Origin of the sequence: Diaphorobacter sp. JS3050, from assembly GCF_013154915.1 — a bacterium.
Classification (GTDB): Bacteria; Pseudomonadota; Gammaproteobacteria; order Burkholderiales; family Burkholderiaceae_C; genus Diaphorobacter; species Diaphorobacter nitroreducens.
This window is the reverse complement of sequence record NZ_CP053553.1, coordinates 2,227,764-2,243,141: the sequence shown is the minus strand read 5'-3', so window position 1 is coordinate 2,243,141 and position 15,378 is coordinate 2,227,764. Positions and strand designations below refer to the sequence as shown.

Annotated in this window: 11 protein-coding genes; 4 read left to right on the top strand and 7 right to left on the bottom strand. The window is 69.5% G+C overall.

The genetic code is table 11. From position 1 onward, the window contains the following. Positions 1 to 29 precede the first annotated feature (29 nt). The 3 genes from sbcB to HND92_RS10805 all read left to right on the top strand — a co-directional run bounded on the left by sbcB (position 30) and on the right by HND92_RS10805 (position 4,440). Positions 30 to 1,469, top strand: coding sequence for an exodeoxyribonuclease I (sbcB, locus tag HND92_RS10815; RefSeq protein ID WP_172206974.1), 1,440 nt, complete (start codon positions 30 to 32; stop codon positions 1,467 to 1,469). A 9-nt stretch (positions 1,470 to 1,478) separates the two neighbouring features. Beyond that, the gene (locus HND92_RS10810) at positions 1,479 to 2,363 is read left to right on the top strand and encodes an NAD-dependent protein deacetylase (protein ID WP_172206972.1); all 885 of its coding nucleotides are present in this window, start codon (positions 1,479 to 1,481) and stop codon (positions 2,361 to 2,363) included. Between the two features lie 70 nt (positions 2,364 to 2,433). Further along, the gene (locus tag HND92_RS10805; RefSeq protein ID WP_172206970.1) at positions 2,434 to 4,440 is read left to right on the top strand and encodes a sigma-54-dependent Fis family transcriptional regulator; all 2,007 of its coding nucleotides are present in this window, start codon (positions 2,434 to 2,436) and stop codon (positions 4,438 to 4,440) included. 111 nt (positions 4,441 to 4,551) lie between these two features. On the opposite strand, the gene HND92_RS10800 is transcribed toward HND92_RS10805, so the two are convergent. From HND92_RS10800 to HND92_RS10785, 4 genes are all read right to left on the bottom strand, one after another. After that, the gene (locus HND92_RS10800; protein ID WP_047351214.1) at positions 4,552 to 4,953 is read right to left on the bottom strand and encodes a DUF779 domain-containing protein; all 402 of its coding nucleotides are present in this window, start codon (positions 4,951 to 4,953) and stop codon (positions 4,552 to 4,554) included. 21 nt (positions 4,954 to 4,974) lie between these two features. Further along, positions 4,975 to 6,006: an alcohol dehydrogenase AdhP gene (adhP, locus tag HND92_RS10795; RefSeq protein WP_172206968.1), complete on the bottom strand. Its 1,032-nt coding sequence runs from the start codon at positions 6,004 to 6,006 to the stop codon at positions 4,975 to 4,977. A gap of 95 nt (positions 6,007 to 6,101) precedes the next feature. Then, complete coding sequence (gene adh / locus HND92_RS10790) at positions 6,102 to 7,625, bottom strand: aldehyde dehydrogenase (protein ID WP_011805141.1); 1,524 nt, start codon at positions 7,623 to 7,625, stop codon at positions 6,102 to 6,104. A 289-nt stretch (positions 7,626 to 7,914) separates the two neighbouring features. Further along, positions 7,915 to 9,630: a Na/Pi cotransporter family protein gene (locus tag HND92_RS10785; RefSeq protein WP_172206966.1), complete on the bottom strand. Its 1,716-nt coding sequence runs from the start codon at positions 9,628 to 9,630 to the stop codon at positions 7,915 to 7,917. A gap of 283 nt (positions 9,631 to 9,913) precedes the next feature. Here HND92_RS10785 and HND92_RS10780 point away from each other — a divergent pair, with 283 nt between their 5' ends. After that, positions 9,914 to 12,406, top strand: coding sequence for an AI-2E family transporter (locus HND92_RS10780; RefSeq protein WP_172206964.1), 2,493 nt, complete (start codon positions 9,914 to 9,916; stop codon positions 12,404 to 12,406). 83 nt (positions 12,407 to 12,489) lie between these two features. On the opposite strand, the gene upp is transcribed toward HND92_RS10780, so the two are convergent. The 3 genes from upp to HND92_RS10765 form a co-directional block, all read right to left on the bottom strand. Beyond that, positions 12,490 to 13,119, bottom strand: coding sequence for a uracil phosphoribosyltransferase (gene upp / locus HND92_RS10775; RefSeq protein ID WP_015913242.1), 630 nt, complete (start codon positions 13,117 to 13,119; stop codon positions 12,490 to 12,492). Positions 13,120 to 13,241: 122 nt separating this feature from the next. Then, on the bottom strand, positions 13,242 to 14,228 hold the full coding sequence (locus tag HND92_RS10770; protein ID WP_047351211.1) for a threo-3-hydroxy-L-aspartate ammonia-lyase: 987 nt from the start codon (positions 14,226 to 14,228) through the stop codon (positions 13,242 to 13,244). Between the two features lie 170 nt (positions 14,229 to 14,398). Next, a complete protein-coding gene (locus HND92_RS10765) occupies positions 14,399 to 15,241 on the bottom strand; it encodes an enoyl-CoA hydratase-related protein (protein WP_172206962.1) in 843 nt (280 codons plus the stop codon). Between the last annotated feature and the right edge of the window lie 137 nt (positions 15,242 to 15,378).

The following is a 15,378-nucleotide window of genomic DNA, read 5'->3' as shown; positions in this document are numbered from 1 at the left end:
GCACTGTTTCCGGCTGCAACTTCTTCCTCATGCACACTTTTCTCTGGCACGACTACGAAACCTTTGGCGCCAACACGCGCCGCGACCGCCCCGCACAGTTCGCCGCCGTTCGCACCGATGCCGAGCTCAACGAGATCGGCGAGCCGCTGATGATCTACTGTCGCCCGGCCAACGACTATCTGCCGGATCCGCAGTCGTGCCTGATCACCGGTATCACGCCCCAGCTGTGCCTGGAAAAGGGTTTGCCCGAGCGCGAATTCGCCGCCCGCATCGAGGCCGAGATGGCGCTGCCCGGCACCATTGGCGTGGGCTACAACACCATCCGTTTCGACGACGAGATCACGCGCTTCATGTTCTGGCGCAATCTCATGGACCCGTATGCGCGCGAGTGGCAGAACCAGTGCGGCCGCTGGGACCTGCTGGATGTGGTGCGCCTGACCTACGCGCTGCGCCCCGAGGGCATCGCGTGGCCCGAGGTGGACGGCAAGCCCAGCTTCCGCCTGGAGCATCTGTCCAAGGCCAACGGCCTGGCGCACGAGGCCGCGCACGACGCGCTGTCGGACGTGCGTGCGACCATCGCGCTGGCGCGGCTCATCCGTTCACGCAACCCCCGGCTGTTCGACTTCGCGCTGTCCCTGCACAAGAAGGACCGAGTGGCGGCCGAGCTGCGCCTGCCCACCACGGCGCAGGAGGCGCGGCCGTTCCTGCACGTCTCGGGCATGTTCCCCGCCGAACGCGGCTGCCTGGCCGTGATGTGGCCGCTGGCCAGCCACCCGACCAACAAGAATGAGCTGCTGGCCTGGGATCTGGCGCAAGACCCCTCCGAGCTGGCCCGGCTGTCCGCTGACGAGATCCGCACGCGCCTGTTCACGCGCGCGGCCGACCTGCCCGAGGGCGTGACACGCCTGCCGCTCAAGAGCGTGCATCTGAACAAGTCGCCGATGGTGGTGGGTAACCTCAATACACTCACGCCGGCCATGGCGCAGCGCTGGGGCATCGACCTGCCACAGGCCGCGCTGCATGCCGCCGCGGCGCGCGCGTTGCCCGACCTGACAGCCGTGTGGGCCCAGGTGTTCCAGCGCCCTGCGGAGGGGCCGCTGGATGTGGACCAGGACCTGTACGGGGGCTTCGTGGGCAATGAGGACCGCCGCCGCCTGAACCGTCTGCGCGCATTGCCCGGCGAAGAGCTGGCGCACGAGCGCCTGGGTTTTGACGACGCGCGCCTGGCCGAGCTTGTCTGGCGCTACCGTGCGCGCAACTTCCCGCACACGCTCTCGCCCGAGGAGCAGGAGCGCTGGGAGGCGCACCGCGTCGCCATGCTGGTGGAGGGCGAGGGCGGCGGGCTGACGTTCGACGCGCTGTTCGAGCGCCTGGACACGCTGGGTGCCGAGGCCGATGACGAACGCACCGAGGCCATCCTCGGCGCGGTGTACGACTACGCCGAGAGCATCGCGCCCGGCATGGACTGAGGGGCTGTGATGCAAGCTGCCGCCAACGTTGATGCGCTGCTTGACTTCGTGCGCCGCCATCCGCGCCTGTTCGTCATCACGGGCGCGGGCTGCAGTACGGAGGTGGGCATTCCCGACTACCGCGACCACAACGGTGAATGGAAGCGCCCCCAGCCCGTCACCTTCCAGGCTTTCATGGGCGATGAAGCCACGCGCCGGCGCTACTGGGCCCGCAGCCTGTTGGGCTGGCGGGTGATGGGCCGCGCCCAGCCCGGTTCTGCGCACCGTGCGCTGGCTGCGCTGGAAGCGGCGGGCCGCATCGAACTGCTGTTGACCCAGAACGTGGACGGCCTGCACAGCGCAGCGGGCAGCCAGCGCACCCTGGACCTGCACGGGCGCATCGACACCGTGCTGTGCATGGACTGCGGCATGCGTGCGCCGCGTGCGGCGTTGCAACACGAACTGGAGCGGCGCAACCCTGGATGGGTGGCGCTGCAGGCCGGCGCCGCGCCCGATGGGGACGCCGATCTGGAGGGGCTTGATTTCGGCGGCTTCGATGTGCCTTCCTGCGCACATTGCGGCAACGGCCTGCTCAAGCCCGACGTGGTGTTCTTTGGCGAGAGCGTGCCGCGCGCGCGTGTGGAGGCCGCGCGCGCGGCGCTGGCACGCTCGCACGCGGTGCTCGTCGTGGGCTCGTCGCTCATGGTGTATTCGGGCTTCCGGTTCGTGCAGGCGGCGGTCGATGCCGGCCTGCCCGTGGCAGCGGTCAACCAGGGGCGTACACGGGCCGACGGGCTGCTGGCGCTCAAGCTGGAGCAGGACGCAGGCACTGCCCTGCAGGCGTTGGCCCACGCGTGGGCGCAGCCCCATGCCAGCGTGCCCGCCGCGGTTGCTGGGCTCGTCAGCGGCCGTTGATGCTATCGTGCGGTCCCAAAGCGCCGCCTGGCCGCGTGCCGTGCAGCGCATAGCTTGCATAGGAGACACCATGCACCGCACCGCAACGCCCGGCGCGCATCCTTCCGCGGGTGCCGCGCTGGCGCTGACCACGGCAGGCGTCGTCGCCCAGGCCCACGCCCGCTCGCAGTCGTTCGGGCTGCAGCCCCATGAGCAGGCCGACCTGCACCTGCTGGACCGCCAGACCCTGGCCTGGACCGTGGCACGCAACGAGGCCCTGTGCGCCCATGCGCGCCCCGTCATGGAAACCCTGGCGCAGCAGCTGCGCGGCACGCAGAGCATGGTGATGCTGACCGACGCGCAGGGGGTGATCCTGCATGCCGAGGGCGATGATGCCTTCCTGGATCGCGCCAGCCGCGTGGCCCTGCAGCCCGGTGCGGGCTGGTCGGAGCGCAGCAAGGGCACCAACGCCATTGGTACGGCGTTGGCCCTGGGCGATGCGGTGCAGATCAACGGGCGCCAGCATTACCTGGAAGCCAACCAGTTCCTCACCTGTTCATGCGCTCCCATCCTGGATCCGCAGGGGCAGATCCTCGGCGCGCTGGACGTGAGCGGCGACCGCCGCGGCCACAGCGCCCACACGCTGGCGCTGGTGCGCATGTCCGCCGCGATGGTGGAGAACCACCTCTTCGGCAAGGTGTACGAGGATGCCGTGCGCCTGCGCTTTCATGCGCGCGCCGAGTTCCTGGGCACGCTCATGGAAGGGCTGGCGGCGTTCACCCCGCAGGGGCGCTTTCTGGCGGCCAACCGCAGCGCGCAGTTCCAGCTGGGGTTGTCGGGACCGGCGCTGGCGGCACACACCTTCACCTCGCTGTTCGGCCTGTCGATGGGCGCGCTGCTGGAGCATGCGCGCCGCTCGGTGCCCACGCTGCTTGCGCTGCAACTGCCGGCAGGCGTGTCGGTGCACGCACAGGTGGAGTTTGCGCCACGCGGCGGCGTCACGCTGCCGGTGTGCCCGGACGTCCCGGCCGAGGCCCCGCCGCGCGCGCGGCCCGCCGCGGCTCCGGGTCTGTCCAGCCTGCGCTACCTGGACACGGGCGACGCCCAGCTGGCGCAGGTGATCGAGCGCGTCACGCGGCTGCTGGGGCGTGGCGTGCCCACGATGATCCTGGGTGAGACGGGCACCGGCAAGGAGTTGCTGGCGCGTGCCATCCATAACGACGGCCCGCGCGCGCGGGGGCCCTTCGTGGCGGTGAACTGCGCGTCCATTCCCGAGTCGCTGATCGAGGCCGAGCTGTTCGGCTACGAAGAGGGCGCCTTCACCGGCGCGCGCCGCAAGGGCAGCGTGGGCAAGATCGTGCAGGCGCACGGCGGCACGCTGTTCCTGGACGAGATTGGCGACATGCCGCTCGCCATGCAGGCGCGGCTGCTGCGCGTGCTGCAGGAGCGCAGCGTGGCGCCTCTGGGCAGCACGCGGCAGATCGAGGTGGACGTGAACGTGGTCTGCGCCACGCACCGCAACCTGCGCGCCATGATGGCCGACGGCCAGTTTCGTGACGACCTGTACTACCGGCTGAACGGCCTGGTAGTGCGACTGCCTGCGCTGCGCGAGCGCACGGACCTGGCGGTGATCGTGCAGCGGTTGCTGCGCGCCCAGCATGACTCTCCCGCCGCAGACAGCCCCATACCGGTGGCGCCCGAGGTGATGGCGCTGTTCGCTGCCCACCCCTGGCCGGGCAACCTGCGCCAGCTGTCCAACGTGCTGCGCACGGCGGCGCTGTTGGCCGAGGGCGCGGACGCGATCACGTGCGCGCACCTGCCGGAGGACTTCCTGGAGGAATGCGAGGCGCTGGCGCAGCAGGGCCGCGTGGTGGCGCAGGCGTTCTCTCAGCCAGCGGTGCCGCCAGCGGACGGCGCGCGCGCCGCGGCCCCGGCTCCGGCCCCGGCCAGCGTGCGGCCGCTGGGCGATGTGGCGGCCCATGCGCTGCAGCAGGCACTGGATGCGCACGCGGGCAATGTCTCCGCCGCCGCGCGCGCGCTGGGCGTGTCGCGCAACACGGTGTACCGCTACCTGCGCGCGCAGTCGTGTCGCTCCTGAAAAAGGAGCGCTTTGCGCTGGTTGGGCGGGCGATTCAGCCGAAATTGACCTGAAAAACGCCGCCGATACAGCGCGAGTAGCTATTAAATAAAGAGCAACTCTAGAACAGCGTCACTGGCCGCCCGTTGGCGGCGGCCCCAGCGCTTCGATGGCGGCCCATTCCTCGTCGGTGTACAGCCGTGAGCGCGTGAGAAAGCGCATGCCCGTGGGCCCTTCGAGCGAGAACATGCCCCCGCCGCCCGGCACCGCATCGATGAGGAGGTGCGTGTGCTCCCAGTACGCGAACTGCGAGCGGCTCATGTAGAACGGCTGCCCGGCGATCTCGCCCAGCAGCACGTCGGCATCGCCCAGCAGGAACTCCCCGCGGGCAAAGCACATGGGCGCGCTGCCGTCGCAGCAGCCGCCCGACTGGTGGAACATCAGCGGCCCGTGCTGGGCCACCAGGCGCTTGATGAGCGCCGTGGCCTCGGGCGTGGCCGACACGCGGGTGGCGGGCGGCGCTGGCGTGGTCATGGCGTTGCCTGTGCCGCGGCGTCAGGCCGCCATGTCCAGCACCACGCGGCCCTGGATCTGGCCCTTGTGCATGCGCGCGAACACGTCGTTGATGTTCTCCAGCTTCTCGGTGCGCACCGTGGCCTTCACCTGGCCGCGCGCGGCGAAGTCCAGCGACTCCTGCAGGTCCAGACGCGTGCCGACGATGGAGCCGCGCACGGTCACGCCGCGCAGCACCATGTCGAAGATGGGCAGAGGGAAGTTGCCCGGCGGCAACCCGTTGAGCGACACCGTGCCGCCACGCCGCACCATGCCCAGCGCCTGCTCGAAGGCCTTGGGCGACACGGCCGTGACCAGCGCACCGTGCGCGCCGCCGATCTCCTTTTGCAGGAAGGCGGCCGGGTCGGTGTCGCGCGCGTTCACCGTCACGCTGGCGCCCAGCTGGCGGGCCAGCGCGAGCTTGTCGTCGTCCACGTCCACCGCAGCCACGTTCAGCCCCATGGCGCGGGCGTACTGCACGGCCATGTGGCCCAGGCCGCCAATGCCGGAAATCGCCACCCAGTCGCCGGGCTTGGTGTCGGTCACCTTCAGGCCTTTGTACACGGTCACGCCGGCGCACAGCACGGGGGCGATGTCCACGAAGCCCAGGTCTTTCGGCAGGTGGCCCACGTAGTTGGGGTCGGCCAGCGCGTAGTCGGCAAAACCGCCGTTGACCGAATACCCCGTGTTGCTCTGCGACTCGCACAGCGTCTCCCAACCGCCCAGGCAGTGCGTGCAACAGCCGCAGGCCGAGTGCAGCCAGGGCACGCCCACGCGGTCGCCTTCCTTCACATGCTTGACGTTGGCGCCCACGGCGGCGACGAAGCCCACGCCCTCATGCCCCGGGATGAAGGGCGGATTGGGCTTGACGGGCCAGTCGCCCTCGGCGGCGTGCAGGTCGGTGTGGCACACGCCCGAGGCCTCGATCTTCACCAGGATCTGGTCGGCGGCGGGGGTGGGCACGGGCACCTCTTCGATCGTCAGCGGCTTGCCGAACTCGCGGACCACGGCGGCTTTCATTGTCTTGGCTGGCATGGGATAAACCTCCTTCTCTGTGCAAATGAACGCAAGGGGAGCCCCCGTGCACCAGCCGCCCCCGCTGGGACGGCCAGTGGGGGCGCTGTATGGGCTTAGAAGAAGCCCAGCGGCTGCTGGGTGTAGCTCACCAGCAGGTTCTTGGTCTGCTGGTAGTGGTCCAGCATCATCTTGTGGTTCTCACGGCCGATGCCCGACTGCTTGTAGCCGCCAAACGCGGCGTGCGCGGGGTAGTGGTGGTAGCAGTTGGTCCACACGCGCCCGGCCTGGATACCCTTGCCCATGCGGAAGGCGCGCGCGCCATCACGGCTCCACACGCCCGCGCCCAGGCCGTAGAGCGTGTCGTTGGCGATCTCCAGCGCCTCTTCTTCGGTCTTGAATGTGGTCACCGAGACCACGGGCCCGAAGATTTCTTCCTGGAAGATGCGCATCTTGTTGTGGCCCTTGAACACCGTGGGCTGCACGTAGTAGCCGCCGGCCAGGTCGCCGCCCAGGGCGGTGTTGCGCGCGCCGCCGATGAGGCACTGGGCGCCTTCCTGCTTGCCCAGGTCCAGGTAAGAAAGGATCTTTTCCAGTTGCTCCTGCGAGGCCTGGGCGCCGATCATGGTGTTCTTGTCCAGCGGGTGGCCCTGCTGGATGGCGGCCACGCGCTTGAGCGCGCGCTCCATGAAGCGCTCGTAGATCGATTCCTGGATCAACGCGCGGCTGGGGCAGGTGCAGACCTCGCCCTGGTTCAGCGCGAACATCGCAAAGCCTTCCAGCGCCTTGTCGAAGAAGCCGTCGTCGGCGGACATCACGTCCTCGAAGAAGATGTTGGGGCTCTTGCCGCCCAGCTCCAGCGTCACGGGAATGATGTTCTGGCTGGCGTACTGCATGATGAGCCGCCCCGTGGTGGTCTCGCCGGTGAAGGCTATTTTTGCGATCCGGTTGCTGGAGGCCAGCGGCTTGCCAGCCTCCAGGCCAAAGCCGTTGACCACATTGACCACGCCCGGCGGCAGCAGGTCGCCAATGATCTCCATCAGCACCAGGATGGAGGCGGGCGTCTGCTCCGCGGGTTTCAGCACCACGCAGTTGCCCGCAGCCAGCGCGGGGGCGAGCTTCCATACCGCCATCAGGATGGGGAAGTTCCACGGAATGATCTGCCCGACCACGCCCAGCGGCTCATGGAAGTGGTAGGCGATGGTGTCGGCGTCGATCTCGCTGATGCCGCCCTCCTGCGCGCGCACCGCGCCGGCGAAGTAGCGGAAGTGGTCGATGGCCAGCGGAATGTCGGCCGCCATGGTCTCGCGCAGCGGCTTGCCGTTGTCGATGGTCTCGGCCACGGCGATCTGCAGCAGGTTGGCTTCCATGCGGTCGGCGATGCGGTTCAGGATGTTGGCGCGCTCGGTGGTCGAGGTGCGGCCCCACGCGGCCTTGGCTTTGTGCGCGGCGTCCAGTGCGGCGTCGATGTCCTTGCTGTTGGAGCGCGGCACGGCCGTGAACTTCTGGCCGTTGATGGGCGAGATGTTCTCGAAGTACTGCCCGTCCACGGGCGCCACCCACTGCCCGCCAATGTAGTTACCGTACTGCTGCTTGTAGGGGTTGGCGATGCCAAGGCTGGCGATTTCGGCCATGTTCATGTGGTGTCTCCTGAATGCTTGTGAAGGAATGCCACCGATGCGGCGGCGGCAGTGCCTCAGTGCAAGCGCCGTGCCAGCACGGCGACAGAGGGGAGGGGCGGTGGGGCGTGCCGCGGCTGTGCCGCAGCGGCGCAGCCGTGTGCCATAACGCAACAGTGCGTCGGCCCATGACGGAACACCCGTTGGGAGTGCAGCCGTACGGATGTGCTCAGATTGCTATGCTTTATATAGCTGCCAGCGCAGTATACGAGGGCGTTTCAGGCACTTTTGCCTGATCTGCTTCCGCAGATCACTCGGCACCGGGCGTAATGCTTGCCGGGCCGTTGGCGGGCGGGGTGGGTTTGAGACGCGGCAGGGCCGCCAGATGCTGCGCGGCCTTGTGGGCCTGTTCCACGGCGCGGCGCAGGTCGCCCAGCAGGCCGGTCCACTCGTGCACGGCCGTCACTTCCAGCAAGCCCTGGGCACCCGCGCGCAGCACGGCGGCCTTGGCGGCTTCATACGCCGCGTCGAACACGGTGTGTGCGGTGTTCTCCTGGTCCAGGTCGTGGGCCTTGGGATCGGCGGCGGCAAAGAAATCCAGCGCCGCGGTGAAGGCCAGGGGCAGTGCGGCCAGGGGGTGGCCTTCGGGCGTGGTGGGCGCCACCGTTGCGGGGTGTGTGACGCGCAGCGCCTGCTGGCCCACCTGGTGCATGACACGCGCCAGCGTGTCGTAGTAGCCCGCAATGCGCAGCAGCTCGGGCATCTGGTCGGCCACGTCGCGCGACAGCGGCTGGCGGCTCACGTCGCTCACAAACGCGCCCACCTGCTGCTGTAGCTGCTCCAGCGCCTGCAACTGGCGCGTGAGCTGGCTCGCGGCCTGTGCGCCGGCCGGTTGCCAGGGCAGGGCGACGGGCGCCATGCGGGTGGCATCCGACGCCAGCTGCAGTGCCAGGTGGCCTACGCGCGCCATCTCGCGGCGCAGCGCCTGCAGGGCCAGCGCGGGCACGGCGGCCACGTTGTGGTCCAGGAACTGCGCACGGGCCACGTCTTCGTCCGCCGAGCGAAAGCGTGCCAGCAGAAAGCGCGCAAGCGGCCCCGACAGCGGCCACATGAGCAGCACGCCCAGCAGGTTGAACGCGGTGTGGAAGATCACGAGCTGCGTCACTGCGTCTCCCTCACCCGTGAGCCATACGCCCAGATGATGGATGGCCGCGAGCAGGGGCGACAGCAGCGCCAGGGCCGCCGCGGCCGTCACCACGTTGAACAGCACGTGTGCCGCCGCCAGGCGCCGCGCGTTGGAAGTGGCGTGGATGGCGGCCAGGATGCCCGTGAGCGTGGTGCCCACGTTGGCGCCGATGACCACGCCCGCGCCCACTTCCACCGCCAGCGAGCCGCCCGCCACGGCCGTGAGCACCACCGCCAGCGTGGCCGACGAGGCCTGCAGCACCACCGTCATGCCCAGGCCGATGAGCACTGCCAGCGCCAGGCCCGGCAGGTCGCTGGACAGCGGTGGCAGCGCCTGCGGACCCAGCCCGGTGAAGCCCTGGCGCAGCAGTTCGATGCCCAGGAACAGCACGCCGAACCCCGCCACCGCCTGGCCCAGCGCCCCGCGCCGCGTGCCGCTGCCGGTGATTTGCAGCGCCATGCCGATGCCGATGAACGGAAGGGCGAAGGCATCGGCCTTCACCGCAAAGCCTAGCCACGCGACGAGCCAGCCGGTGACCGATGAACCCAGATTGGAGCCGAACACCACCCACAGCGCGGAGCTGAAGCCCAGCAACCCCGCGTTGACGAAACCGATGGCCGCCACCGTCATGGCGGTGGACGATTGCACCAGCGCCGTGAGCGCCACCCCGGTCACCAGCCCGTGCAGCGGCGTGCGCGTCCAGGCGGCCAGGATGCGCTCCAGCGCGCGCCCGGCCGCCAGCTTGAGCCCGTCGGTCAGCATGGTCATGCCCAGCAGGAACAGGCCGATGCCGCCCAGCAGGGTGCCGGCGGCAATCAGGGGAGTGGCGGTGGCGGTCAAGGCGGCGGCGCGGTGGTTTTGTTCGGGTAGACCGGTAGGTGCGTGCCGACGGGGCGGTGCGGCAGAGGCGCTTTTATTTTGATAGCTGGTCGCGCTTGCTACAAGCGCTCTGGGGCTATTTTAGGTCATTGATCGGTAGTGTGGAGCGCCTTACGGGCGGCGCGGTGCACGGCGTGCGCTGTCAACCGCCCGCCCGCCCGCGTGCAGTCTGTGGCGGCTGCCGCCTACAGGGGCGCGGGGCCGCGCAGCAGACAATACGCGCCGGACACGACTTCGAGAAGCGATGCAAGGGGACAACGCCATGGGCAACAGCGGGCCGCAGGAGCCGACCGATTCCAGGCCGGCCAGGGATGCGGGGGCGGCGCGCGGCGCCACCGCTTCGGGCTATCCGCCGCAGCGCACCGTGCACACCGCCACGGCCATGGACGCCACGGTGCCCAGCCTGCGGTTCATGATCGGCCTGGTGATCGCGGCGCTGGTGGTCGCGGGCCTGTATTTCGGCCGTACGCTGCTGGTGCCGCTGGCATTGGCGTTCCTGCTGAGCTTCGTGCTGGAGCCGCTGGTGGCGCAGCTCAAGCGCATGGGCCTGCCGCGCCTGCCCTCGGTCATCGCGGTGGTGATGGCCATGCTGATGGTGCTGGGCGTGGGGGCGCTGTTCGTGGGTAACGAGGCGCGCGAGCTGAGCGCGCAGCTGCCCTCCTACCAGAACACCATCCGCAAGAAGCTGCGCAGCCTGCGCCAGCAGTTGCGCGCGCCCGGCATGTTCGACGGCGCCAAGCGCACCTTCGACATCGTGCAGCGCGAGGTGGAGGCGGCCGCTCCCGCCTTGTCGGGTGTCGCGCGCGCGCCGACCGTGCAAAAGGTGCAGGTGCAGCCGCCCGTGCTGTCGCCCGCCAACCAGCTCATGGCCGCGCTCTCGGCGGTCAGTGGGCCGCTCACCCAGGCGGGCCTGGTGCTGGTGTTCGTGATCTTCATCCTGCTGGACCGTGTAGACCTGCGCGACCGCCTGCTGCGCCTGTGGGGGGGCAATCTGCACCGCGCCACCGATGCCATGGACGAGGCGGGCGACCGCATCACGCGCTACCTGACCATGCAACTGCTGGTCAACGTGACCTACGGCATTCCCATGGCGGCGGGCCTGTGGCTCATCGGCGTGCCCGGTGCCGTGCTGTGGGGGTCGCTGGCCGCGGTGATGCGCTTCGTGCCCTACCTGGGGCCGTTCATTGCCGCGGCGTTTCCGCTCACCCTCGCTTTCGCGGTGGACCCGGGCTGGGACCTGGTGCTGTGGACGCTGGGCCTCATCGTGCTGCTGGAACTGGTGAGCAACAACGTCATCGAGCCCTGGCTGTATGGCTCCAGCACTGGGCTGTCGGCGCTGTCGCTCATCGTGGCGGCCACCTTCTGGGCGGCGCTGTGGGGGCCGGTGGGGCTCATCATGTCCACGCCGCTCACCGTGTGCCTGCTGGTGATCGGCCGGTATCTGCCGCAGTTGGCCTTCCTGGAGGTGCTGCTGGGCAGCCGGCCGGTGCTGGATGAGCCCACGCGCATCTACCAGCGCCTGCTGGCGGGCGACGCTGCGGAGGCCATCGAGTTGAGCACTACCCGCATCGAAGCCCTGAAGGGCGCCGTGCCCGCTTTCTACGGCCAGGTGGGCGTGCCCGTGCTGCGCATGGCCGTGGGCGACCATGCGCAGGTGGCCACGCCCGAGCACCGCCTGCGCCTGGTCGAAGGCATGGACGCGCTGCTGGACGAGCTGGAGGAGCAGTACCCGGTGCCCGACGCCGCTGCGCAGGAGCCGGTGGTGTGCCTGGGCGGCAAGTGGGAGGTAGACCTGTTCGCGGCGCGCATGCTGGCGCATGCGCTGTCGCTGCAGCATTGCCCGGCGCTGGCGCGCGTGGAGGGCGCCATGAGCGCCGAACATCTGGATGGCCTGGACCTGGACGCCGTGCGCGTGGTTTGCGTGGTGTGGCTCGCGCCCGAGCCCACCGCCGCCGCGCGGCACCTGTGCCGCAGGCTCAAGCGCCGCTGGCCGCATGTGCACATCGTGCTGGCTCTGTGGGGTGGGGTGCAGTCCCAGCCGCAGGACGAGCTGAGTGCCCAACTGGGCGCCGACGCGCTGGCCCTGTCGCTGGAGGAAACCCTGGCCCAGGTGGCGCAGCTGCAGGGCGCCAGCGTGGAAGGCGCCTACACCCCCGCGCCCATTCCCGCGGACGACGAGGCGCGCCTGCGCGCCCTGCAGGCCAGCGGCGTGCTGGACAGCCCCGCGCTGCAGCAGCTGTGCCAGCACACGGCCCAGCGCGCGGCCGACATCTTCGACGTACCGTTGGCGATGGTGTCGTTGGTGGATCGCGAGCGGCAGGTTACGCTGTGTGCGCACGGCCCGTTGTCGGCCGGCGGGGGGCAGGCCTGCTCGGCGGGCCAGGGCCTGCCGCGCGGCCTGTCGCTGTGCGGGCATGTGGTGGCGCGGCAGCGGTCGCTGGTGGTGCCCGACATTGCGCGGGATGCGCGCTTTGCCGGCAATCCGGCGCTGCGCGAGCAGGGTCTGCGCTTTTACGCGGGCGTTCCGCTGCGCGACGCGGCGGGCCATGCGCTGGGCGCGCTGTGCCTGATGGACACCGCGCCGCGCGCGTTCGATGAGCGGGAAAAGCGGTTGCTGCAGGCCATGGCCAATGACCTCATGGCTGGCTGGCGCGACGCCCAGGCCGCGGGCGGCCCGGCGCTACCCGCGGGCCAGGCCGCGCCATCGGCCACGGTGGGTCAGGTGGTGCCGCAGTAGCCGACGTCCGAAATCGTCCGAAATGGTCTGAAGTAGGAGCGACCGGCGCGGCCAGGGCCGGGGCAGGCCCTGTCGCCAGCGCGTTACTTGGTGCCGAAGATGCGGTCGCCCGCATCGCCGAGGCCGGGCAGGATGTAGCCGTGATCGTTGAGTTCGCGGTCAATGGCGGCGGTGTAGATGGGCACGTCGGGGTGGGCCTTTTGCAGCGTGGCCACGCCCTCGGGTGCAGCCAGCAGGCACACGAACTTGATCGAGCGCGGCTGCAGTTGCTTGAGGCGCGCGACGGCCGCGGCGGCGGAGTTGCCGGTGGCCAGCATCGGGTCCACGACGATGATGTCGCGCTCGGCCATCTCCGAGGGCATCTTGAAGTAGTACTCGACCGGCTGCAGCGTGTCCGGGTCGCGGTACAGGCCGATGTGGCCGATGCGCGCGCCCGGCACCACGTTGAGCATGCCGTCCAGGAAGCCGTTGCCCGCGCGCAGGATGGACACGAGCACGAGCTTCTTGCCGTCGATGACCTTGCCGGTCATGGTCTCCAGGGGGGTTTCGATCTGGATGTCCTGCAGCGGCATGTCGCGCGTGACTTCGTAAGCCATCAGGGTGGACAGCTCGCCCAGCAGGCGGCGGAAGCTGTTGGTGCTGGCGTCCTTCTTGCGCATCAGGGTCAGCTTGTGCTGTACCAGGGGGTGGTCGATGACGTGGACGTTGCTCATGGGCTGGTGCCTCTTATTGGGATAGAAAAAAAGATCGGAGCCGGAATTTTGCACTCTGGCGCCAAGCCCCTGCGCGCGGGCAGCGCCGACGCACCGCCGGCCAGGGGCCCATCCGCCTCAGGTCAATCTGCCGACGCCGCGGTCAGCAGCTGTGCGTAGCGGGTCATGTCCACGTTGCCGCCGCTGATGACGACGCCCACGCGCTTGCCCCGCAGCCGCACGCCGCCATGGCACGCGCCCGCCAGTCCCAGCGCGCCCGTGGGCTCGACCACGATCTTCATGCGTTCGGCAAAGAAGTGCATCGCGCTCATGAGCTGCGCATCGGTGGCGGTCACGATGTCAGAAACGCCGGCGTGGATGAGGGGGAAGGTGAGCGCGCCCAGTGCCTGCGTCTGCGCACCGTCGGCAATCGTCTGCGGTGTGTCGATGCGCACCACGTGGCCTGCGTTGAGGGACTGCTGTCCGTCGTTGCCGGTCTCGGGCTCCACGCCGACCACCTTGCACTGCGGCGCCAGTTCGCGCGCTGCCAGCAGGCAGCCCGACAGCAGGCCGCCGCCGCCCAGCGGCACGAACAGGTAGTCCAGGTGCGGCACGTCCTCGAACAGCTCCTTGGCCACCGTGCCCTGGCCGGCGATCACGTGGGCGTGGTCGAAGGGCGGAATCAGCGTCATGCCGCGCTCGGTGGCCAGGCGGCGGCTGATGGCCTCGCGGTCTTCGGTGAAGCGGTTGTAGGTGACCACCTCGGCGCCGTAGCCGCGCGTGGCGGCTATCTTTGCAAGCGGCGCATCCTCCGGCATGACGATGACTGCGGGAATCTCCAGCAGCCGCGCCGACAGCGCGATGGCCTGCGCATGGTTGCCCGACGAGAACGCGATCACTCCGCGCTGGCGCTGCGCCTCGCTGAACTGCACCAGTGCGTTGAACGCGCCGCGGAACTTGAACGCGCCCATGCGCTGCAGGTTCTCGCACTTGAAGAACACCTGCGCGCCGAGCAGCGCATCCAACGTGCTGGAACTCAGCACCGGCGTGCGGTGTGCCATGCCCTTGAGGCGATGGGCCGCTTCGGCAACGTCGTCGTAGGTGGGCAGCGGAGGGCGCGGCAGGTGCATGGCTGTGGGCGAACGCTGGTGAATGGAAACGCGGCGCGGTGCCGCGCCGCAGGCGGGTTGCCGCATCATAGCCCGACACCCGGCGGTATATGCCCCGATTGGCCTGCAACGCCCTTGCAGCAAGCGCGCCCAGCTATCAACTTTGAAACCGGGGCCGCGCGGCGCGTGCGTCAGCCGAGTTCGCTGAAGCGCTTGAGCGGCGCCAGCGCCGGGAAGTCGCCCGCGCGCTTGGCCTGCATGGCGGAGACGGCCTCGCCCACGTGGCGGTTGCTCCAGATGGCGCCCTGCAGCCAGCCCATCTGGCGCAGGCTGTCGTGCACGCCGTGGTCGCGCGCATAGCGCACGGCCTGCTTGGTGCCCCAGACGGCCACCGGCGGCTTGGTGGCAATCTCGTTCGCGCAGGCCAGGGCGCCGGCCACCAGCGTTTCGTGCGAGTCGAACAGCTGCGTGACCAGTCCGCATTCCAGCGCGCGCTCGGCCGGCAGGCGGCGGCCGGTGTAGGCCAGCTCGTTCAGCAGGCCCAGCGGCATGAGCTTGGGCAGGCGCTGCAGGCTGCCCACGTCGGCCACCATGCCGATGTTGATCTCCTGGATGCAGAAGAAGGCATCGCGCGTGGCATAGCGGATGCAGGCGGCCGCCACCATGTCCAGTGCGCCACCGATGCAGCCGCCGTGGATGGCCGCGATCACGGGGATGCGCAGCTCTTCGATGCGCGTGAAGGTGGCCTGCATGTCCGTCAGCAGGTCGAACACGGCGGCGCGCCCCTCGGGGCTGCGGTCGTCCAGCGTGATCGCGCCGCCGAAGGTCTCCAGCGCCATACCCGCGCTGAAGTGCTTGCCCGTGCTGCTGATGACCAGCGCGCGCGCATCGCTGCCGCGGTGCAGATCGGCCAGCACGGCGTCCAGCTCGCGCCAGAACTGCGGGTGCATGGTGTTCATGGCCTCGGGGCGGTTCAGCACCAGGTGGGCCACGTGGTCGGTGACGGTGAGGGTGAAGCAGGTGAGGGTGTTCATGGCGCGACTGTAGGAGTGGCCGGCGGGCCGGGGCGTCGCTTGCGCGACGGTGCGGCGGTCATCGGGCACAGAGCGAAATCGGCCTGCAACGCTTGTAGGGCAAGCGCAGGCAGCTATTTGATGCATAGCAAAGAAGC

Excerpts from the sequence above, each read along its gene's own strand:
- adh (WP_011805141.1), bottom strand. The coding sequence starts at position 7,625 with ATGAACATGGCCGAAATCGCCAGCCTTGGCATCGCCAACCCCTACAAG.
- adhP (WP_172206968.1), bottom strand. The coding sequence starts at position 6,006 with ATGCCAGCCAAGACAATGAAAGCCGCCGTGGTCCGCGAGTTCGGCAAG.
- HND92_RS10765 (WP_172206962.1), bottom strand. The coding sequence starts at position 15,241 with ATGAACACCCTCACCTGCTTCACCCTCACCGTCACCGACCACGTGGCC.
- HND92_RS10800 (WP_047351214.1), bottom strand. The coding sequence starts at position 4,953 with ATGACCACGCCAGCGCCGCCCGCCACCCGCGTGTCGGCCACGCCCGAG.
- upp (WP_015913242.1), bottom strand. The coding sequence starts at position 13,119 with ATGAGCAACGTCCACGTCATCGACCACCCCCTGGTACAGCACAAGCTG.
- HND92_RS10810 (WP_172206972.1), top strand. The coding sequence starts at position 1,479 with ATGCAAGCTGCCGCCAACGTTGATGCGCTGCTTGACTTCGTGCGCCGC.
- sbcB (WP_172206974.1), top strand. The coding sequence starts at position 30 with ATGCACACTTTTCTCTGGCACGACTACGAAACCTTTGGCGCCAACACG.
- HND92_RS10780 (WP_172206964.1), top strand. The coding sequence starts at position 9,914 with ATGCAAGGGGACAACGCCATGGGCAACAGCGGGCCGCAGGAGCCGACC.
- HND92_RS10805 (WP_172206970.1), top strand. The coding sequence starts at position 2,434 with ATGCACCGCACCGCAACGCCCGGCGCGCATCCTTCCGCGGGTGCCGCG.
- HND92_RS10770 (WP_047351211.1), bottom strand. The coding sequence starts at position 14,228 with ATGCACCTGCCGCGCCCTCCGCTGCCCACCTACGACGACGTTGCCGAA.